Annotated in this window: 20 protein-coding genes; 9 read left to right on the top strand and 11 right to left on the bottom strand. The window is 62.2% G+C overall.

The window, feature by feature from the left end; translation table 11 throughout:
* Positions 1–7: 7 nt before the first annotated feature.
* The 7 genes from NKJ88_RS15825 to NKJ88_RS15795 are packed head-to-tail and all read right to left on the bottom strand — an operon-like array spanning position 8 to position 7,882.
* Positions 8–1,111 (bottom strand): CgeB family protein, encoded by a 1,104-nt coding sequence (locus NKJ88_RS15825; protein WP_023681097.1) that lies wholly within the window; start codon positions 1,109–1,111, stop codon positions 8–10.
* Positions 1,108–2,202 carry a CgeB family protein gene (locus tag NKJ88_RS15820; RefSeq protein WP_023667985.1) on the bottom strand — a complete coding sequence of 365 codons (1,095 nt, stop codon included), beginning with the start codon at positions 2,200–2,202 and terminating at the stop codon, positions 1,108–1,110. The genes NKJ88_RS15825 and NKJ88_RS15820 overlap by 4 nt, the downstream gene beginning before the upstream one ends.
* A complete protein-coding gene (locus NKJ88_RS15815; protein WP_352444637.1) occupies positions 2,199–3,329 on the bottom strand; it encodes a CgeB family protein in 1,131 nt (376 codons plus the stop codon). The genes NKJ88_RS15820 and NKJ88_RS15815 overlap by 4 nt, the downstream gene beginning before the upstream one ends.
* Before the next feature lie 2 nt (positions 3,330–3,331).
* On the bottom strand, positions 3,332–4,432 hold the full coding sequence (locus NKJ88_RS15810) for a glycosyltransferase family 4 protein (protein ID WP_023681099.1): 1,101 nt from the start codon (positions 4,430–4,432) through the stop codon (positions 3,332–3,334).
* On the bottom strand, positions 4,417–5,709 hold the full coding sequence (locus NKJ88_RS15805; RefSeq protein ID WP_023725527.1) for a TIGR04295 family B12-binding domain-containing radical SAM protein: 1,293 nt from the start codon (positions 5,707–5,709) through the stop codon (positions 4,417–4,419). Before NKJ88_RS15805 ends, NKJ88_RS15810 begins: the two co-directional genes overlap by 16 nt.
* The gene (locus tag NKJ88_RS15800) at positions 5,706–6,779 is read right to left on the bottom strand and encodes a GDP-mannose 4,6-dehydratase (protein WP_023696367.1); all 1,074 of its coding nucleotides are present in this window, start codon (positions 6,777–6,779) and stop codon (positions 5,706–5,708) included. Before NKJ88_RS15800 ends, NKJ88_RS15805 begins: the two co-directional genes overlap by 4 nt.
* Positions 6,776–7,882, bottom strand: a complete 1,107-nt coding sequence (locus NKJ88_RS15795; protein WP_023681102.1) for an NAD-dependent epimerase/dehydratase family protein — start codon at positions 7,880–7,882, stop codon at positions 6,776–6,778. The genes NKJ88_RS15800 and NKJ88_RS15795 overlap by 4 nt, the downstream gene beginning before the upstream one ends.
* 217 nt (positions 7,883–8,099) lie before the next feature.
* On the opposite strand from NKJ88_RS15795, the gene NKJ88_RS15790 reads away from it, so the two are divergent.
* Complete coding sequence (locus NKJ88_RS15790) at positions 8,100–8,375, top strand: hypothetical protein (protein WP_023667991.1); 276 nt, start codon at positions 8,100–8,102, stop codon at positions 8,373–8,375.
* A 215-nt stretch (positions 8,376–8,590) separates the two neighbouring features.
* On the opposite strand, the gene NKJ88_RS15785 is transcribed toward NKJ88_RS15790, so the two are convergent.
* From NKJ88_RS15785 to NKJ88_RS15770, 4 genes are all read right to left on the bottom strand, one after another.
* Positions 8,591–8,917 carry a low affinity iron permease family protein gene (locus tag NKJ88_RS15785; protein ID WP_023681103.1) on the bottom strand — a complete coding sequence of 109 codons (327 nt, stop codon included), beginning with the start codon at positions 8,915–8,917 and terminating at the stop codon, positions 8,591–8,593.
* A gap of 110 nt (positions 8,918–9,027) precedes the next feature.
* Entirely contained in the window at positions 9,028–9,510 is a 483-nt protein-coding gene (locus NKJ88_RS15780; protein ID WP_023824777.1) for a DUF2269 family protein, read from the bottom strand.
* The gene (locus NKJ88_RS15775; RefSeq protein WP_352444634.1) at positions 9,510–10,796 is read right to left on the bottom strand and encodes an SDR family oxidoreductase; all 1,287 of its coding nucleotides are present in this window, start codon (positions 10,794–10,796) and stop codon (positions 9,510–9,512) included. The genes NKJ88_RS15780 and NKJ88_RS15775 overlap by 1 nt, the downstream gene beginning before the upstream one ends.
* Positions 10,797–10,961: 165 nt before the next feature.
* The gene (locus NKJ88_RS15770; RefSeq protein WP_352444632.1) at positions 10,962–11,918 is read right to left on the bottom strand and encodes an NAD(P)/FAD-dependent oxidoreductase; all 957 of its coding nucleotides are present in this window, start codon (positions 11,916–11,918) and stop codon (positions 10,962–10,964) included.
* 188 nt (positions 11,919–12,106) lie between these two features.
* Here NKJ88_RS15770 and NKJ88_RS15765 point away from each other — a divergent pair, with 188 nt between their 5' ends.
* The 8 genes from NKJ88_RS15765 to NKJ88_RS15730 all read left to right on the top strand — a co-directional run bounded on the left by NKJ88_RS15765 (position 12,107) and on the right by NKJ88_RS15730 (position 18,736).
* Entirely contained in the window at positions 12,107–12,448 is a 342-nt protein-coding gene (locus NKJ88_RS15765; protein ID WP_023696361.1) for a DUF768 domain-containing protein, read from the top strand.
* A 157-nt stretch (positions 12,449–12,605) separates the two neighbouring features.
* Positions 12,606–13,640 (top strand): ABC transporter substrate-binding protein, encoded by a 1,035-nt coding sequence (locus NKJ88_RS15760; protein WP_352444630.1) that lies wholly within the window; start codon positions 12,606–12,608, stop codon positions 13,638–13,640.
* A gap of 10 nt (positions 13,641–13,650) precedes the next feature.
* Entirely contained in the window at positions 13,651–14,418 is a 768-nt protein-coding gene (locus tag NKJ88_RS15755) for an ABC transporter permease (RefSeq protein WP_352444628.1), read from the top strand.
* Complete coding sequence (locus NKJ88_RS15750) at positions 14,418–15,089, top strand: ABC transporter ATP-binding protein (protein WP_031238105.1); 672 nt, start codon at positions 14,418–14,420, stop codon at positions 15,087–15,089. Before NKJ88_RS15755 ends, NKJ88_RS15750 begins: the two co-directional genes overlap by 1 nt.
* A complete protein-coding gene (locus NKJ88_RS15745) occupies positions 15,086–16,261 on the top strand; it encodes a lanthanide ABC transporter ABC transporter substrate-binding protein PedA1 (RefSeq protein ID WP_352444626.1) in 1,176 nt (391 codons plus the stop codon). The genes NKJ88_RS15750 and NKJ88_RS15745 overlap by 4 nt, the downstream gene beginning before the upstream one ends.
* A complete protein-coding gene (locus tag NKJ88_RS15740; RefSeq protein ID WP_023704603.1) occupies positions 16,249–17,211 on the top strand; it encodes a PQQ-dependent catabolism-associated beta-propeller protein in 963 nt (320 codons plus the stop codon). The genes NKJ88_RS15745 and NKJ88_RS15740 overlap by 13 nt, the downstream gene beginning before the upstream one ends.
* Positions 17,208–17,933 (top strand): lanthanide ABC transporter ATP-binding protein PedB/LutE, encoded by a 726-nt coding sequence (locus NKJ88_RS15735; RefSeq protein ID WP_023817814.1) that lies wholly within the window; start codon positions 17,208–17,210, stop codon positions 17,931–17,933. Before NKJ88_RS15740 ends, NKJ88_RS15735 begins: the two co-directional genes overlap by 4 nt.
* On the top strand, positions 17,930–18,736 hold the full coding sequence (locus NKJ88_RS15730; RefSeq protein ID WP_023681112.1) for a lanthanide ABC transporter permease protein PedC: 807 nt from the start codon (positions 17,930–17,932) through the stop codon (positions 18,734–18,736). The genes NKJ88_RS15735 and NKJ88_RS15730 overlap by 4 nt, the downstream gene beginning before the upstream one ends.

Below are 18,736 nucleotides of genomic sequence, written 5' to 3'. Positions count from 1 at the left end.
CTGCCGTTCATGCTGCACTTCCAATGTCGAGATCGAGGGCCGTCGCCGTTGGTTGGGTCAGCGCCGCCACGAATTCGCGAGCCCTGGCCCCACCGGTGTGGGAAGCGAGGACGAGTTTGCGAGCCCGGCCGGCCATGGCCAGGCGTGCGCGCTCGGACTCGCCAACGAGGATATCGATGACTTCGTCCGTCTCCGCGGCGGTGTGGATCGCCGATGCGGGAAAGAAGCTGTCGAGCCCTGGCCAGTGGTCGCTGACGATGGGCGTGCCGCAAGCCGCCGCTTCGAACAGGCGCACGCTGGGCGACCATCCTGCGGTGATCATGGAACTGCGTGTGACATTCAGCGTGTAGCGCTGACGGCTATAGAACGCGGCGTGATCGGCTGGCGGCAAATGTTCGATGCGTTCGACATTGTCCGGCCAGATGATGTCGGATGGATATTGGGAGCCGGCCACGACGAAACGGAGGTTCGGCATATGCCGTGCGGGCTCGAGCAGCAGAGCGTTCAGCGTTGTCTGCCGGTCCATGCTGTAGGTGCCGAGATAGCCGAGATCCCAGCGGATCGGATCTCCTGTCGGGTGATGCCGTTCTGGATCGACCGAACAATAGAGAGGTTCGGCATGACGCGCGCCGAAGTCTTGCGCCAGATGGTTGAGCGTTGGTCCGCCAGTGAAGGAGAAATAGACATCGAAATACGGAATTTGCCGCGAACTCAGATAATCGCAATCGTCGGCTGAAAGCTTGGCCAGGGTCACCGGGGTGTCGATGTCGTAAAAGCAGAGCTGCCCCTTGCAAAGCGAGGCGACGATGTCGATGACCTGGCGTCCTTCTGGAACAAAGGATCCGATGACGATGATGTCGGCCTGCTCCAGGCACTGTGCGTAGTCGCGTTGCAGCTCCGCAGTGGTTTCGTAGTAGCGCAAGGCGCAGAACTCCGGATCGCGCAGATCGCGGTGATTGGCGTACCAGGGCACGTTGCGCTCCAGAAAAGTCACCCGGTGACCGAGTCCGTGCAAGCCTTTCAAAAGACCCCGGAAAGTCGTGGCGTGGCCGTTTCCCCAGGATGAGGACAGCGACAGGCCGAGAAAGACGATGTCCAGTTTCTTGGTCATTCCGCTGCCTCCACGGCCCCGTGCTCGAAATGACGTTTGAAGACGGCATCCGCCACATCCGCCCGAAGCGCGTAGGTATGGTCCGCCAGCACGCGGTGAAGTGCGGCTTGGCCGATTGCCTTGGCCCGCCCGGGGGTCAGCGAGCGCATTATTTCGGCGACATCGCCGCCGTCACGCGCGACCAGGATCTCCTCGCCTGGTTTCAGGAACAGTTCCACGCCCAGCCATGCATCCGTGATGAGACAGGCGCCCGCGCCGGCCGCCTCGAACACTCGCGTGGCCGGTGAAAAACCGTTGGCGGCCATGCTGTCGCGGCTGATGTTCAACACGGCTTTTGGGGTGACATTGAAGGCGTTGTGATCGCGGGTGCCGACATGGCCGAGCCAGCCTACATTGGTGGGGAGCGGCTTGTCGCCCCAACCCGAGCCTCCGAGCAGGAAACGCTGTTTCGGCAGCTGGCTGGCGGGATCGAGGAAAAACGATTCGACACGCGCTTCACGGTCCGGCAGCCGGTTTCCGAGGAACGCCAGGTCGCAGGCAAAACGCGCTTTGCTGGCGACCGGATGGTGCGTTTCGGGATCGAGCGCATTGTAGATGGGCACGCACTCCTTGGCGCCCATGGCACGATAGGCCCAGACAACGGGATCGCCGCCACCATAGGTCAGCACGAGGTCGATCTCCTGCAGTGCACGATGGAGCGGGTGGTCCGGCTCGTCGCGCAACTGGGCAAGCGTGGCTGGCGCATCCACGTCCCAGAATACGACAAGCGCGTCGCTGCGGGCGTGGTCGAGAACGGCGCGAAGCAGCGCCTCGTCTTCGAAACCGACGCCACTCGCCTTGACGACGATGTCGGCGCCGGCGGCACGTGCCGCGACCTGCATCAGCGCATGCTGGGTCGCCTCATAAACGACGACAGTGCACCAGTCGGGAGCTTCGATGTCGCGGTTCTTCTGCCGGTCGTAGACATCGGGTTCGTAGAACGTGATCTCGTAACCCAATTGCGAAAGTGCCTTGAGCAAACCGCGATAGTACGTCGCGGCACCGTTCCAGTAGGACGACAAAAGGCTCGATCCATAGAATGCGATCTTCATGCGACGGCTTCCTTTGCGGTTGTCGGGACGGCGGTGTGTCGGTTCGCGCATTGCGTGAGCACGCCGAGCAACTCGTCGACGCGGTGGCGGCAGGTGTGCCGCGAGCGGATGGTCTCGAGACCCGAGGTCACCAGGGAGGCCGCAAAGTCCTCGTCGGACAACACCGTCCGAAGCTGTTGCCGCATTTGCGAGCCATTCTCGGCAAACAGGAAGTCGACACCGGGCCTGAAAAGCTGCTCGACATCGGACCATGGCGCTGAAATCAGCGGAATGCCGCAGGCGAGTGCCTCGAACATGCGGATCGTCGGGATTCCGGGCAACCTCTCGCGATAGGGGCGCCGTGGAACGTGAACGGTGACACGATGCGCGGCGAAGGCCTTCGGCACGTCGGCATTGGCGATCCACCCCTCATAGCGCAGTCCTGCGGTGGCCAGATCCGCAAGTGCGGTCTTGGGGTAGCGTACGCCGTGAACAGCGGCATCAAGGCCGAGATCGTGCACCGGCTCGATCAGAAACTCCTTGAGTTCGGCGGTCCGCTCATCATCGCCCCAGTTGCCGATCCAGACCAGATCGGAGGTGGGGTGGATCTCCGGGTGCGGCTTGAACAGGCGATCGTCCGCCGCTTCATGCCAAGTGAAGACGCGCTTGCCCCAGCCGGCGCGCAGATAGCTCTCGCGCAAGGTTTCGCCAAAGGCGAGAACGCCGTCATAGTGCTCCAGCCGGAGCGCCGAGAGTGCCTCGGTCGCAGACACGGCCCGGTGGTGGGTGTCGTGAAAAAGAAGGATGAAGTTGCCGCCGGCGGCCCGGGCACGGCCAATACGTGCGACAAGCTCCGGATCCGTCCACTCATGAACGATCACAACGTCGGCCTCGGCAATCCAGGCTTCGTGATCAAATCCGGCGTCGTAGGTCACCGGCATCAGTTCGGGAAAATCCTTGCGGAAGCGTTCGATGGCGAACGACCCCTTCTCAGCCAGCAGATTCGACCGGCTCCAGCCATTCGCCGGCTCCAGCGCAATAGTCTGATGCCGGCGCTGGACCAGCTCTCGCATGACGCCGCGCAGGAAATGGGCATTGCCATGGTTCCAGTCGGAAACGACCGAGTGGGTGTAAAACACAAAGCGCATGATCAGCGCTCCGCCATCGCTAAGGCCGCTTTGTCGTAGACGCCGCGCATAGCCGCTGTCTGCTTTGTCAGCCTAAACCTGCGGCTGCGTCGGATGGCTGCCTGGCCAAGCTCTCGCCGGAGCTCGGCATCGCTGGAGAGACGGTTGAGGCAGGCAGCGAGATCGTGCGGATCGCGCGCGTCAAAGAATATCGCGGCCCCGTCCCATAGTTCGCGATAGGTGGCGATATCGGAAAGCACCAGGGGCGTAGCCGACATGGCGGCTTCCAGCGCGGCCAGGCCGAATGGCTCGTAGAGCGATGGCGATACGAAAATACCCGCGCGAGCCATCAACGAACGCACCTCATCGGACGGCACTGCTCCCAGAGGAACAGCATGGCTGAAGCTGACATGCTCGCCGTTTGGGCCGTTCGTCGAACCGGCGGCAAACAGAGGCCATCGCGTCAGGGACGCCGCCTGATCGACCACCGCCGCATTTTTGCCCTCGTCCCACCAGCGGGCAGCGGCGAAGACGAGCGGTTGATGCTTTTCGGCCTTCGGCAGAGGACGGGCACCATTTGTGACCACACTCAAGCGCGCGATCGGGCCGTAGCAGGTCTCTAGCATGTCGGCATGGCTGCGGCTCGGCGCGATGACCGCGTCGGCCCGATCCATGCCGCGTCTGTTGCGCTCCTTCTGCCAGGCCCATGCCCCATCCGCCGCCTGTCCTCTGACCGCATGGAACCAGGTCGTCACGCAGGAATGGGAGACCACCACGACCGGGCATGGCGCGTCGAATCCCGCCGCCTGCGAAGGCGCGTTGAAATGGACAAGGTCGATGGCGTGGTCGCGCATGGGCGCATGCAACTCCCGCGGCAGCGCGTCGAGATCACCGCCGTTGCGGGTCATCCAATCCGGCGGCGTGTTCAGCCAGATCAGCTTCGCGAAAGCCTCCGCCTCGTCGGCCTGCTGCCTGGACGGTGGCGGACCGAGGCCGGCAAGCACCACGCTATCGCCGCCGTTGACAAGTTCCCTGGCCAGGTCGAGCGCATAGCGCCACACGCCGCCCACGGCGTCGACCGTCATCAGGATGCGCCGCGAGCGCGGCGTCAGTGTCCGCAACATGTCGCCTCCAGTTCCGCCAGCGGACGCGGGCGCCTTTCCTGGATGTCGCTGAACTTCTGGAATGATGCGAGATAGTGATCATGGGCGCGCTCCCAGGCGAGGTCGTCGGGTTCGCCCCAAAGCTCGCGATAGCTTGGCGAACTCGGATATGGATAAAGCGGTACGGGTTCATTGGCCCACACGCCGTTGTCGATCAGGTGCGTTCGCCAGTAGTCCACAAGGGCAGGGTCATCCTCGACGACGCCGATCAGATTGGCCTGTACGAACGGAACGTGACGCCTGGCATTGACGAGCAGCGCGGCAAGTTCCTCGGTACCCAGCCGGCAGCGTTTCGCCAGCATCGCACGACCTTCCACGGTCAGGCTTTCGAGGCCGGCCTCGATGGAGACACAGCCAGCCGCACCGAGCAGTTCCAGCAGCTCGGGCTTCCAAAGGTCGATGCGGGTCTGCACACCGAACTTCACGTCGCGATGGATCAACGCTTCCAGCAGCGCTTTTTGCGGCAGGAAGATTTCATCGATGAAATAAATGTAGCCGACCCCCTGGGCAATCAGCCCATCGATTTCCGCTATGACAGCCTCGTGGTTTCGGCGGCGATAGGCATCGCGGAAATCGATCTTGGCGCAGAAGCTGCAATTGTAGGGGCAGCCGCGCGATGCTTCGACCTCCGCGCCGAACCCAACCTGCTTGTCATCGAACCTGTGATGGTGATGCGAATGGGCTGCGATCCAGTCTGATGGCCATTGGAGTGGCGGATGATCGACAAACGAGCTGGCGTGGACGCCGCCGTTCAAAACCACCTTGGCGTCGCGCAGGTAAGCGGTCGAGGGGACCGCGCTCCAGTCGTCGCGCCGGGCAAGTTCCGCGACGATTTCCTCGCATTCGCCGCGCACAACAATGTCGACGCCAAGCTTGCGCAAGGTTGGCGCGGGCGTAGCCGAGCCATGCGGCCCGACCGCGACTGTGCGTCCACCGCGCCCGGCGAGACGGTTGAGGAAATCGGCCGGCACGCGCAACTCGGGTGGTGCGCAGCGCCAGAACAGATAAGTCGGGGCGGTACTGACGACCGTCATTGCAGGCGCGAAATCAGCCACACGCTCGGAGAGGTCCGAGTTGTCGAGCTTCTGCAATTGCCCATCCAGCATCAACACCTCATGGCCGGCTGTTTCGAGGAGGGATTTCGAATAGCCGAGTTCCAGCGGGAGATGTGGTTGGCGGCAGCCGAAATAGATGCTGTCGTCATAGGTCCAGAACGGGTTTACCAGGGCGATTTTCATGCGACGTACCTCACGACTTCGGGGCGAGGCTGGAGCCGGTGTTGTTGCAGCCAGTCTGCGAGATCGCGAATGCCTTCGCGCCATGAAACACGAGCTTTCCAGCCAAGCATCGCTTTGATCTTGCGGGTGTCGGCGACGAAGAAGGGCTGATCGCCGGTGCGTTCGTCATCATGGCGGATCGAAAGCTCATGGCCGGTCAAGCTACGGATCTCGCTCAACAGCATGCGCAGGCTGATCGCATTATCGGGGCCGCCGCCAAGATTGAATGCCTGGCCTTTGGTCGTCTCGATACGATCGAGCGTGGCCCTGTAGGCGGCGACCGCATCGGAGACATGCAGTATATCGCGCACTTGTCTGCCGTCGCCGTAAATGGTGATTGGACGTCCCGTCAGCGCACTCAGCAGGAAGTGCGCGACCCAGCCTTGATCCTCGGTTCCGAACTGGCGCGGCCCGTAGATGCAGCTCATCCGCAGCACCGCCGTGGGCATGCCGTAGGATTTGGCATAGTCGAGCACATATTGGTCCGCCGCGCCTTTGGAGCAGCCATAGGGCGTGCAGAAATCCAGGCCGTGGGTCTCGTCGATGCCATTCGCTTGGATGATGCCGTCGCAAGGCAGGTAACGATCGCCGTCCTCGCGCACCGCGACGTCGGGCAGGCTGCCATAGACCTTGTTGGTGCTGGCGAAGACCACCGGAACAAACTCACTGCTCAGCCGCGCCGCCTCGAGGACATTGAACGTTCCTCGAAGGTTGATGTCGAAATCCTCGTCCGGTTGGACCAGGCTCGTTGTGACGGCGGTTTGCGCGGCCAGGTGGAAGATCGCCTTGGAACTCTTCAGAACGGGCGCAAGCGCGTTGGCGTCGCGCACGTCAATCGTTTCGACCATGAGGCGGCTTCCGTGTTTCTGCGCCAGCCATTCAAGGTTCTGTTCGACGCCGGGGCGGCTGAGATTGTCGATCACCAGCACCGGCTCGCCATCCGACAACAGGCTGTCGGCCAGGTTCGATCCTATGAAGCCGCTGCCGCCGACAATGGCGACGGGCGCGTCGCGTCGATTGCGCGTATTCATGACACCAGCCCACGTTCTTCAAGCTCGCGTTTCATGTCGGCGCCGCGGTCGATGGCGGACGAGTTGCGCACCCAGGAAACGAAATCGGCGAGCGAATTCTCCAGTTGTTGCCTCGGCTCGAAACCGAGCAGCTCACGGGCCTTGGAAATATCGGCGAAGCAGTTGCGGATATCCCCGGAGCGCGCCTTGCCGAGCAACTCTGGCGAGCGGTCCGGCGTTCCCATGGCCTCGGCAAGTACCCGCGCGACGTCGCTGATAGCATAGGCTCGGCCGCTGCCGATGTTGATGACGTGACCCCTTGCCTGGCGTTGCTGCAGCGCAAGACGAAAGGCGCGGGCGACGTCATCCACATGGACGAAATCGCGTTTCTGTTCGCCATCCTCGAAGATCATTGGACGTTGGCCGTTGGCGAGACGCGAAGCAAAATTGGCCAACACGCCGGTATAGGGGTTCGATAACGCCTGGCCGGCGCCGAAGACGTTGAACAGGCGCAGCGCGACCGCATCGATGCCATAGGCTTCGCCGAAGATCAGCACGGCGCGTTCCTGGGCGTATTTCGTCAGTGCATAGATAGAGGCGAGATCGACCGGCTTTTCCTCGTCCGTCGGCAGGGGGGAGAGGGGTTCGCCTTCCGGCGACAGCGGATTCCACTGTCCGTTTTTGATGTCGCTCGCCTTGCGCCGGGCATTGTCGATGCGCCGGCCGTCCGATGTAGCATAGAGGCCCTCGCCATAGACACTCATCGATGAGGCGACGACAATGCGCTCGACCGGGTGTTTGATCAGCGCCTCAAGCAGCGTCGCGGTGCCGAGATCGTTGGTGCCGACATAGCGCGCGATCTCGTACATCGACTGTCCGACGCCGACTTCCGCGGCTAGATGAATGACCGCGTCAACGCCTTCCAGCGCCTTGGCGACCGCCTCCCGGTCCCGAATGTCGCCCTTGATCAGCTCGGCCCCGGCGGGAAGGGCGACTGTTTCGCCTGCGTGCACCTGCTCCAGCAGCACATCCAAAATGCGAACCGAATAATCCTGCTCGATGAGTTCCTGGGCGACATGCCGGCCAATGAAGCCGCAGCCCCCTGTAACCAATATCCGTTTCACGACCACTCCTCAGACAGGTAATCTTGGCGACCCGAACTTTTCGGCAAAAGGTTTGTTCCCTTGGCTTCAACAAAGTTCCTTTGGCCGGCTTCGTTCGGAAGCAGCCACATCGCGCTCGCCGCGCCGTGCCGGAACATTGCCGCGCTTGTGCTGTTAGGACGCCGGCAGCCCCGACGATGCCCGATGTTGGCAACGCCGATGATCAAAGGAGATTTCAATGTCCCAGTCGCAAACGACCACCAATCACGACGAAATCCGCAAATGGGCCGAGGAGCGGGATGGACGGCCGGCAGTGGTTCGCACCAAAGGGGCGGGCGGCATCCTGCGGATCGACTTCGGCAAACCCGAGGAAGCATTCGAGCCGGTCGAATGGGACGAGTTCTTCCGCATATTCGACGAGAACGATCTGGCCTTTCTTTACCAGTCCAAGACTGGTGACGGACAAACCAGCCGTTTCAACAAGTTCGTCGAGCGCAACCAGAAAGGCGAATGACGCACTTCGAGCCGGCCGATTTGCCTGACCTGGTTCTCGGGCAAATTTTTCTGGATGCAGTGGAACAATAGAGGGCTCCGATCCTTCGGTCGCTGAACCACAGCCGCAGCAAGGATCGAAGGCCTGGGCCTGAGCGCAGGAGGCGGCGGGGCTGGATAGGCGTCAAAAGCTGGAAACCCGCTACTCGTCCTGCCGTGAAACCAAAACGCCGCTCATCAGTCGTCCTGCTGCCTGCGGTGGCGGTGTTTTTCGATTTCCTCGGGCTCTTCATCGTCGATCCGCGTGATGTTCGAGGCATTGTGGTCTGATCGCAGGATCTCATCCAGTTTGGCGTGAATGGCCTGAGTGTCGCGGTGCTCGGCACGCTGGATGAACAGCGTCATGGCCCACGTAAACAAGGTAGCCGCTCCATGCCAGTCCAGGGTCTGTCGCTCGAAGATCATCCAAAGGATTGCGTAGACCAACAGGATCAGGAATGCCGCGGGGCGGGAGGTTAATGTGCCGATTGAGGTAAGCACGCCGGTGACGGGATGATTGGCCATGCGAAAGAACTCGCGGCAGTGACCGTGGTTCCCGACCGCAGTGCATCGCGCCGGCACGAGCCAGCTAGGCGCGACGGATGAATTCACGGCGCAGTGCTTGCCGATCGCAGCTAGAACGATGACCACTCGATTGCCGGGCGCGCAATCATCAGCCAGAAAATGGCGAGCACGGCGCCGAAAGCTGGGAAGCCGAAGACAAACCAGCGTCTGAACAGCTGATGGTAGCGCTCGGGAGGAGGTTGGTTGGAGAGTGCGGCCTGTGTGGCTAGATTTCGCATCTCGATCTGCATCCACACGACAGGCAGCCAGAACAGGCCCGTCAAGATGTAGAGCAGGATCGAGAGAACGATCCATCCTTCGGACAGCGAATACCCCGCAACCCTAGCGAGGCCCAGTCCGGTCAGAGGTTGTGCGATAACGGCCGTAGCCGTGAACAGGAAATCAGCCAGCACGACAATGCGGGCGACGGCTGCGATCGTCGCGGCATTCCCGGTCCGGTGTGCCAAAAGCATGAAAAAAGCAATGCCGGCACCAGTTCCGAGCAGCACAGCAGCGCCGATCACGTGCAGGTATTTAAGCACGAAGTACGTCATCAGCGTTCCTCCAGAATGGCCAGCGCTGCAAAATGCAGAACGAGGATCGGGAGGATTTTGATCAACGGCCCGAGTGGCTCAAGCCAAAGATCCGGCCGCAGAATGCTCCCAGCGATCGCATAGAAAAGCGATACCGCGATTGCGCCGAAAAGACCAAGCCGGCTGGTTGGGCGCCAGGCGATAAGCGCCCCGACGGCGATGTCAGCCAGCGCGCCGGCGACTACCGCCGGTTCGGCCAAGGGGCCGGCAGCAGTGCCAATCAGCAAATCAACTCCGCTGCGCCAGCCGGCAGTGAGGGAAATGATGCCCGTCATGACCCAGAAGAGCGGCAAGATGACAAAGAGCGCCGGCTTGACGAAGTAAAGACCGGCGAACCATCGCTCCTGCACCGCCGCAGGATTTAAACGCAGTGCAGATGTAAGACTTGATGGTTGAATGCCGGTCGCCGTCATCCAGGGTTGGGGATCGCCGACAGCGCCACGGGCAATCTCTTTTGCTGCATTGCTGCGCATCGGCGGGCGCCAGCCCAGCTGAGCCGCGGCATCCCCGAACCTGTACAAGATAGCTGCGGCCCAATTGGGCAAGATGAACTCCCGAGCACTGCTCCATCCGAACCAGCGGCGATAGCGACCCACGACCTCGCTCATCGAAAGTGCCTCGGGCCCAGCCAGGTCCAGCGTGAGGTGCGATGGGCTGCCGGGTTTGAGGAAGAACAGGACGGTGGAGATCACGTCATCGAGTTGGACGACTTGGAGACGGCCCGTGTCGGGCATCAACGGCAAGAGCGGCAACGCCGCGAGGCCGCGAAAAAGTGCACTTGCGCCGAAGGCCGGCCTTCCCAGTACTACGGAGGGGCGCAGGATGACCCAGTCAAGGCTACGTGCCATCAGTGCCTCATCGCCGGCGAGCTTGCTGGCGGAAAAGGCGGACGGCTGCTGGCGATCGACCCCGATGGCAGAAAAGTGGATCACCTTATTCACACCTGCGTGCTCACACGCGGTGAAGAGAGCCGAGGCGCCGGTAGAATGGACATGCCGGGTGTTTTCCCGGGCACTATCCTGCAGGACGCCGGCACAGTTTACGACGGCGTCCACACCGGCGAGATAGGGGGTCCAGTCCTGAGGTCGCAAGGCCCGCGCCATATCCAGGGAAACGGTTTGGATCTCCGGGTGGACGCCAGTGTCTGCGTGGTGAAGCACGCGGACCACTTCATGACTCTCGCCGGCCAGGCGCGCGCAAAGCGCGGTTCCAATCAGACCTGACGCGCCGGTGACGAGAATTTTCATTCCTTCCTCCAGCCGTTCGCCAGCGCGTGCCCGTCCATCAACCCAGCGGCTGCGCCTGGGAGAACTCTAGCAAAGCCGAAGCCGGTAGTCTCACGCCGGGTGGAACAGGTTCCGGGCATCAACGCAGCCAAAGGTGAGCCGGTACGGTGCGTTCGCATCTGCAGGTCAACTTCGCCGGAAGTTCGTCGCCGGCTCGGCGCAATCGCGGAGGTCGTTATGAATGTGAGTTGCAGCCTTGGCGGCGTCTCCGAACGCAACAGCAATTTGATTGAGCCCCTCGGCCACGTCGCCAATGGCATAGAGTCCTGGCGTTGAAGTCTCAAGGTGTCGGTTGACCAGGACATAGCCTTCTGCGTCACAGTTAGCCCCCAGAGCAACCGCGAGTTCGGAGCGTACGTCGCTGCCCATCGAAGGGTACACCACATCGATGTTGCGCATCGGGGCGCCCTCGGCCATGACGACATCGAACCCGGTTCGTCGAGGGATCAGGTCATCGACAGCGTCCCAGATTTCAACTCCGCCTGCCAAGGCGGCGCCGCGGGCAGCTTCGGAAACATCATCCTGGTTATTGGCGAGCAAGGCGACCTGACTGCCATATCCCTTCAGGAACAGAGCCTCCCTGACGGCGAGATGCTCCGGACCAACAACGCCGATGCGGCTACCCCGGGCCTCATATGCATCGCAAACCGGGCACAGTCTGACAATGCCGGTTGCGATCGCCTCCTCCAGTCTTTCAATGGGAGGTGCCTTGTCCACAATGCCCGTTGCCAGAATCACGCGCCTTGCTTGGACAATCCCGCAGGTGGTCGTCAGGACAAAAAAAACCTCGCGTTTTTCGGCGTGGCCTACGCAACCATGGACAAGGCTCGCGCCGTATAGCTGTGCCTGGGCTCGTAGGCGGCCGAGCAGTTCTTCCCCGCTGATGCCGTCGGGGAAGCCGGGACAGTTGCGGGATTTTGGGATGAGCTTGGCACGCGCATGCCCCGCGTCGAGCGAGATCACCGAACGCAGAAACCTGGCTAAATACATGGCTGCAGCGAGCCCCGCGGGGCCGCCGCCGACGATGGCAACGTCAAAAACTTGTTCGCCCGAAAAACTTGGTTCGCCCGAAAAGCTTGGCATAGGGCCTAACTTCAACTCAACAAGCTTGTTCCACAGGGTCGAAATGGACGCAATCAGGATGCACACTGCGCGATAAGAGTGAACTCCAATCGAGTCGTGAAGAGAAAGGCCACTGCCTCATCAAGCCTGCAAAAACCTCGTGGCACCCAACGCTGTGAGTACAGCGCCACTGGGAAAGTGAACGCATCATGGAACTTCGGCTCACCGTCGCGCTTAGTTTGGCGAAAGGGTGGTCTGAGATGAGCGCGACCAGAGAGTTTTTTCAAAACTGGCTACAGGAGAATGTCGGCACACTTCCTGGTCGAGAGGAAGTCAGCGTCGCGGTGCTCGCTCAGCAATTCGAGCAAGATGCCGAGGTGGCTGGTTATGGGCGTGAAGTAAGGGAGGACGAACTCGGAAACATCGAAGATGCTATCGTTCAAGCGATCGAGAACGCCGGGTCCGGGGTGCAGAGCCCGAGCTCCGAAAAGAGCGATCCGGCACCTGTAATGGACGCGTTGGAGGTCGATGATGCCAAGAGCGGACCGTAGCCCCTGACACCTTCTTCTGTTCGCCTGAACAAGCCCCCCGGGCTGCCATACGAGCTGAAAAACGGACCTTAGGTGCTTTCCCGTTAGTTCCATGCACCATTGAGGAACATTCCTGCCGCCACGGCGTTAGGAAAGTTCCTTCACACCCGGTGCGCCCGTGCTGACTGCTACCCTTCCAGGCGAATGGCTGACCCGGCATGATCAGGGTCACATCTCGCGGCGGGCCGCTCTTGCGGGTATTTGTTGCTGGCTATTGGGTGCTTCCGCAGAAGCCGCGCCACAGCCATCGCCGCTCGTGCGATTTGGCGTGCTGGGATTTGGCACCGCCGCCTGGGAAGTTGACGTCATGCGGCGACATGCGTTGGACACTGTGCACGGCGTATCAATCGAGGCTCAGCGGCTTGCCGGTACCGAAGCCGGTAAGACCGCATTGCTGGCGGGCAGCGTCGACGTCATCGTTTCGGACTGGGTGTGGGTCATGCGCCAGCGCAGCGAAGGCGCTGATCTGGTCTTCTATCCCTATTCTCGTGCCGTCGGCGCGCTGGAACTGCCGCAAGGCTCGCCCATTCGAACTCTTGCGGACCTCAAGGGCAAAAGGCTGGGGATCGCAGGTGGTCCGCTGGACAAAAGCTGGATCCTATTGCGGGCGCTCGGCCTCCGTCAGGTGAAGCGCGATCTTGCTGAAGAGGTGGAGCCAGTGTTCGGCGCGCCGCCTTTGTTGGAGCAGGAATTTCTGGCGGGGCGACTGGATGCACTGCTGACGTTCTGGAATTTCGCCGCCCGTCTCGAGTCAGAGGGGGCAAGGCCTCTGCTCAGTGTCGCGCAAATCCTGCAGGGGCTTGGCGTATCCGTGGACTTGCCGATGCTCGGCTACGTCTTCCATGAAAGCTGGGCGCGGGCCAACCCGATAGCCCTCGCGCGATTCACGAGCGCGACCGCGGCAGCGAAGTCGCTGCTCGAGTCTTCGGACGACGAATGGCGGGTGCTCGCGCCCCAATTGGGCACGGACGATCCTCACCTACAGGCGGCGTTACGCGCCGCCTATCGAGCCGGAATCCCTCGTCGGTTCGGCAAAGACGAACGTGATGGCGCGGCCCGGTTGTTTGCAATCCTGGCCGAACTGGGCGGCGAGGATCTGGTCGGCAAGGCGACGAGCCTCGATCCTGGTGTCTTCCGGGCCATACCGGCTTGAGCTCGCGCCAATGACCGATGTCCCAGCGTTCCCCATCACAATGCAGCGTTCGCAATCCACTGCGGCATTGCTGACCATGGTGCTCGTCTGGCAGATTGCATCATTGATCGCCGCCGATCGGCTGTTTCCTGGTCCGGTCCAGGTTGTTTCGGTTCTCCTGCACGAAGCGGTTCGGGGCGAGCTGTCATACCATTTGGGCATCTCGCTTGCGCGCGTCGTGGCAAGCCTCGGGTCGGCAATCGTCATCGGCGCGGCCCTTGGCTACGCGGCAGGCCGCTCGCACAGAGCCGACATATGGATGAGGCCTTGGATCGTGTTACTCCTCAACATGCCGGCGCTGATCACGGTCATTCTAATTTATATCTGGCTTGGTCTTGCCGAGACCGCGCTTGTCCTTGCGGTCGCGCTCAACAAGATCCCCAATGTCGTGGTGACTATTCGTGAAGGCGCCAGCCGGCTGGACAAGGACTTTGCCGAAATGGCTGAGCTCTATCGCTTCGGGCGTGCTGCAAAGCTGCGGCATCTCGTGCTGCCGCAATTGGCGCCGTTCTTTCTCGTCACCCTGCGCAGCGGGCTGGCACTAACGTGGAAGATCGTGTTGCTCGCCGAACTGCTCGGCCGCTCCAACGGCGTCGGGTTCCAGCTACAGGTCTATTTTCAGAACTTCGACGTCACCCACATCCTTGCCTATGCGATCAGCTTCGGCGTTGTGATGCTTGCCATCGAGTATGGACTGCTTGTGCCGTTGGAACGCCGTCTGTTCGCCTGGCGACGCTGATGCTGAGGATCAGGATCGAGGACAAGACTTTCCCCGGTGACGACGGCCAGCGCCGGACGATCTTTCGCGCGCTGTCGCTTGATATAGCCGACGGACAGGTCTGCGTCCTGACCGGCCCTTCCGGTGTCGGCAAGTCGACGCTGCTGTCGATCGTTTCGGGCGTCGACCGCGAATTTCGCGGCAGCGTGAGCGGACGACCGCTTCCGATAGGCATGCTGTTCCAGACACCGAGGCTGCTGCCCTGGCTCACCGCCTTGCGCAATGTAGAGATGGCCATCCCGGATCGCGCGCCCGATGCGGCCCGGTGGCTTGCCGCTGTCGGCCTGAAAGGCAATGAGAAGAGCTATCCGCAGCGACTCTCGGGCGGCATGGCGCGGCGCGTAGCGCTTGCCCGGGCGCTCGCCGTGGAGCCTGCGCTCCTGCTCCTCGACGAGCCATTCGCTTCACTCGACGAGGCGACCGCACAAGACATGCGCCGCCTGCTGCAGGATTGTTTCGCCAGTCGGCGGACTACCACGCTGCTGGTTACGCATGATCTCGCATATGCCTCGTCGCTGGGTGATCGGGTTATTGTTCTGGAGGGATCGCCGGCGCGCATCGTGCGCGATGTCGCAATCTCTGGTGGCGATGAAGCGGGATCGTCGCGCTTTGGGCTGGGGGCGACACAATGAGACTGTTGCTGGGCCTTCTCTTTCTTTTGCTGATCACCGGCCCTGGCGCCACCGAGCAACAGACGATGGTGATCGGGTATATCGGCCAGGAGCGCAAACCGGCTCTGCCCCTTGGACCCCTTGATGAAACCGTCACCGACGACGGCCTGCAAGGCGCTCGGCTGGGCATTGCCGACGACGAAAGCACCGGCCGGTTTCTTGGGCAGAAATTTCGGCTGGAGGAAAGAATATTGAAACCAACCGAAACGCCGGACGACGCGGTAAGACAATTCGCCGATGCCGGCATCGCCTTTGTCGTCGCCGATCTCGACGCCAGTCAGCTTCTACAGGCCAGTGCCGCGCCGGGTGCCGAGCAGATGACGTTGCTCAACAGCCGGGCGCCGGACGACGTGCTTCGCCAACAGGACTGCCGTCGGAACGTCCTGCACACGATCCCGAGCCGCGCCATGCTCGCCGACGGGCTGGCGCAATATCTCGCCTGGAAGCGCTGGCAGCGTTGGTTCCTGCTTGTGGGGCCGCATTCGCAGGATCAGGCGATGGCTGCGGCCTTTCGACGGGCGGCGGCTCGCTTCGGAGCCGAGATCACGATCGACCAGCCGTGGACATTCAGGCCCGCCAACGGACGTGCCGATACAGGGCATGTCACGCTGCAGACCGAAATACCGGCGGTCACGCAGGTCAGCGACTATGATGTGCTCGTGGTCGCCGACGAGGCGGATGAATTCGGCGCCTATCTGGAGGGCCGCACTGCGCTGCCGAGAATCGTCGCCGGCACGCAAGGGCTTGTCGCCATAGGCTGGAGCGCTGTCAGCGAGGAATGGGGCGCCACGCAACTGCAGGACCGTTTCCACAGGCAGGCAGGGCGCTGGATGTTGCCCAGCGACTACGCGGCCTGGCTCGCTGTGCGCAGTATCGGCGAAGCGGCGACGCGCCTGCACAGTCTCGATCCCTCGGCAATCGGCAGATATATACGCGGCGACGCGTTTCTTCTCGCTGGCTTCAAGGGGCAGGGGCTTAGTTTCCGTCCCTGGGACGGACAGATGCGCCAGCCCATTTTGATCGCCGGGCCTCGCCTCTTGATTTCCAGCTCACCGCAACCGGGTTTCCTGCATCAGCGCACGCCGCTCGACACGCTGGGCATCGACCTGGAGGAGAGCACATGCAAGTTCTGATGACGCTGTTGTTGGCAGCGTTCGCTCTTGCTGCTCCCGCCGCCGCCGAGACCATCTACGTTTCCAATGAGCAGGATAATACCGTCGCGGTCGTCGACGGCGTGACAATGACTTTGCTGGCGACGATCGATGTCGGCCGCCGTCCGCGCGGGCTGGCGCTGTCGATCGACAACAAGATGCTTTTCGTCGCGGAAGGCGACGACAACCGCATCGACGTGGTCGACGTCGCGAAGCGGCGGGTCGTCGGGGAACTGCCTTCGGGAGCCGATCCGGAATTCTTCGCAGTCCATCCCGATGGCAAGCGGCTGTTCGTCGCCAACGAGAATGACAATCTGGTGTCGGTGGTGGACATCGCCGCGGCCAAGGTCATCGGCACCGTGGATGTCGGCGTCGAACCGGAAGGAATGGCGGCCAGCGCCGACGGCCGCTATGTCGCCTGCACTTCGGAGACCACCAGCATGGTGCATCTGATCGACGCAGGCACGCTTGAACTCGTCGACAATCTGCTGGTCGATACCCGGCCGCGCGCGGCTTTATTCTCGCCGGACGGTAAGCAATTCTGGGTGTCCTCGGAGATCCGGGGCACCGTCACCGTCTTCGACACGGCAACGCGCGCGCAGACCGGCAAAGTCGAGTTCGAGGTGCCGGGTATACGACGCGAGGGTGTGCAGGCGGTCGGCATGGCGACGTCCCGCGATGGCACGACCGTCTATGTGGCGCTCGGCCCCGCCAACAGGATTGCGGAAGTCGATGTGAAAACGTTGACGGTCCGTCGGCTCTACCTTGTTGGTCAACGACCCTGGCACGTGGCGCTCTCCGGCGACCAGAAGCGCCTGGTCAGCGCAAACGGGAATTCCGGCGACATCTCCTTCATCGATCTGGAAAACCAAGAGGTGGTGAAATCGCTGCCGGTGGGGCGGGGGCCGTGGGGCGTCGTGATCGGGCCATGAACGCCTTGTCGGTCGAGAATCTGGGCCATAGTTTCGGAAACCGGCGGGTTCTCGACGGCGTCTCTTTCTCTGTGACCCAAGGCAGGATGTGCATCTTGCTAGGCCGCAACGGCGCCGGCAAGACGACGCTGTTCTCGCTGATCACCGGTCTTTATCACGCCCGCTCCGGCTCGGTGCATGTCTTCGACCAGGCGATGGATGTCAACCCGTCCGCCGCGTTGGCGCAGATGGGCGTCGTCTTCCAGTTGCCGACCCTCGATCTCGATCTGACAGCCGGCGAGAACCTGCGTTACCACGCGGCCTTGCATGGGCTTAGCCAGGCCTTGAGCAAGGAGCGCTCCATCCACGAACTCGGCCGGCTGGACGTGCTGGACAGGATCGACGATCCTGCCCGAGCGCTTTCCGGGGGGCAGCGTCGCCGTGTCGAGATAGCACGCGCTCTGATGCATAGCCCACGCCTTTTGCTGCTGGATGAGCCGACCACCGGGCTCGACGTGCCGGGCCGCCGCGCGCTCGAGCGGCACGTGCGGGAGCTTTGCCGCGAGCGCGGCATTGCCGTCCTGTGGGCAACACATTTTCTGGAAGAACTAACGGCGGATGACGATGTGGTGGTGCTGCATCGAGGCACAATGCGGTGGGCCGGCCGCGCCGATCGTCTGGCTGCCGATCTCGGTGTAGCGAGCACGGGCGAGGCCTTCGCGTCGCTGACGGAGTCCGAATGAAAACGTCTCACGCGGTGCGCGCGCTCAACGGCATCCTGCGCAGGGAGATGCTGCGCACGTTGCGGCAACGCGGTCGGCTGCTCTCGGCGATGGTGCGGCCGCTGGTCTGGCTGGCAATCTTTGCCGCTGGCTTCCGCTCCGTTCTCGGTCTGTCGATCACGCCACCCTACCAGACCTATGTTCTCTATGACGTGTATGTGGTGCCCGGGCTAGCGGCCATGATGCTGCTCTTCCATGCCATGGCGAGTTCGCTGGCCATGGTCTACGATCGCGAGATGGGCAGCATGCGCTTGTTGCTGACCGCACCATTGCCGCGCTGGTACCTGCTTGCGGCGCGCCTGCTGGCCAGCGTGATCGTTGGCGTGCCGCTGGTCTACTTGTTTCTGTTGATCGCGCGTTTCTGGGATGTGCGGCCGCCCGTTCTCGGCTACGTCGCGGTATTTCCGGCGCTCGTGCTGGCGGGCCTCATGCTTGGCGCGTTCGGACTGCTTGTCTCCTCGGTTTCGACACAGATGGAGAACTTTGCCGGTGTCATGAATTTCGTCATCTTTCCGGTGTTCTTTGCCTCGACGGCGCTCTATCCGCTGTGGCGGCTTGCCGAGGCGGGACCGGTGCTGGCAACAATCGCCGCCTGGAACCCGTTCAGCTCGGCGGTCGAGCTGATACGCTTCGCGCTCTATCTGCGGTTCGATCCTGTCGCGGCGATTGTGGTCCTTGGCTGCCTCATCGCCTTCTTCCTCGCGGCGGTCATCGGCTATGACCCCGGCCGGGGCTTGTGGTCCCGGCGCGGCGGCGAGGGCTGA

This window comes from Mesorhizobium sp. M0016 (genome assembly GCF_040324035.1).
In the GTDB taxonomy this organism is placed as follows: domain Bacteria; phylum Pseudomonadota; class Alphaproteobacteria; order Rhizobiales; family Rhizobiaceae; genus Mesorhizobium.
Note: the sequence above shows the minus strand (reverse complement) of the source record. Positions and strands in the feature narration are given on the sequence as shown.

Bases quoted from the DNA above. Each gene is read 5' to 3' on its own strand.
- NKJ88_RS15825 (WP_023681097.1), bottom strand. From the start codon at position 1,111: ATGACCAAGAAACTGGACATCGTCTTTCTCGGCCTGTCGCTGTCCTCA.
- NKJ88_RS15820 (WP_023667985.1), bottom strand. From the start codon at position 2,202: ATGAAGATCGCATTCTATGGATCGAGCCTTTTGTCGTCCTACTGGAAC.
- NKJ88_RS15815 (WP_352444637.1), bottom strand. From the start codon at position 3,329: ATGCGCTTTGTGTTTTACACCCACTCGGTCGTTTCCGACTGGAACCAT.
- NKJ88_RS15810 (WP_023681099.1), bottom strand. From the start codon at position 4,432: ATGTTGCGGACACTGACGCCGCGCTCGCGGCGCATCCTGATGACGGTC.
- NKJ88_RS15805 (WP_023725527.1), bottom strand. From the start codon at position 5,709: ATGAAAATCGCCCTGGTAAACCCGTTCTGGACCTATGACGACAGCATC.
- NKJ88_RS15800 (WP_023696367.1), bottom strand. From the start codon at position 6,779: ATGAATACGCGCAATCGACGCGACGCGCCCGTCGCCATTGTCGGCGGC.
- NKJ88_RS15790 (WP_023667991.1), top strand. From the start codon at position 8,100: ATGTCCCAGTCGCAAACGACCACCAATCACGACGAAATCCGCAAATGG.
- NKJ88_RS15785 (WP_023681103.1), bottom strand. From the start codon at position 8,917: ATGGCCAATCATCCCGTCACCGGCGTGCTTACCTCAATCGGCACATTA.
- NKJ88_RS15780 (WP_023824777.1), bottom strand. From the start codon at position 9,510: ATGACGTACTTCGTGCTTAAATACCTGCACGTGATCGGCGCTGCTGTG.
- NKJ88_RS15775 (WP_352444634.1), bottom strand. From the start codon at position 10,796: ATGAAAATTCTCGTCACCGGCGCGTCAGGTCTGATTGGAACCGCGCTT.
- NKJ88_RS15770 (WP_352444632.1), bottom strand. From the start codon at position 11,918: ATGCCAAGCTTTTCGGGCGAACCAAGTTTTTCGGGCGAACAAGTTTTT.
- NKJ88_RS15765 (WP_023696361.1), top strand. From the start codon at position 12,107: ATGGAACTTCGGCTCACCGTCGCGCTTAGTTTGGCGAAAGGGTGGTCT.
- NKJ88_RS15755 (WP_352444628.1), top strand. From the start codon at position 13,651: ATGACCGATGTCCCAGCGTTCCCCATCACAATGCAGCGTTCGCAATCC.
- NKJ88_RS15750 (WP_031238105.1), top strand. From the start codon at position 14,418: ATGCTGAGGATCAGGATCGAGGACAAGACTTTCCCCGGTGACGACGGC.
- NKJ88_RS15745 (WP_352444626.1), top strand. From the start codon at position 15,086: ATGAGACTGTTGCTGGGCCTTCTCTTTCTTTTGCTGATCACCGGCCCT.
- NKJ88_RS15740 (WP_023704603.1), top strand. From the start codon at position 16,249: ATGCAAGTTCTGATGACGCTGTTGTTGGCAGCGTTCGCTCTTGCTGCT.
- NKJ88_RS15735 (WP_023817814.1), top strand. From the start codon at position 17,208: ATGAACGCCTTGTCGGTCGAGAATCTGGGCCATAGTTTCGGAAACCGG.
- NKJ88_RS15730 (WP_023681112.1), top strand. From the start codon at position 17,930: ATGAAAACGTCTCACGCGGTGCGCGCGCTCAACGGCATCCTGCGCAGG.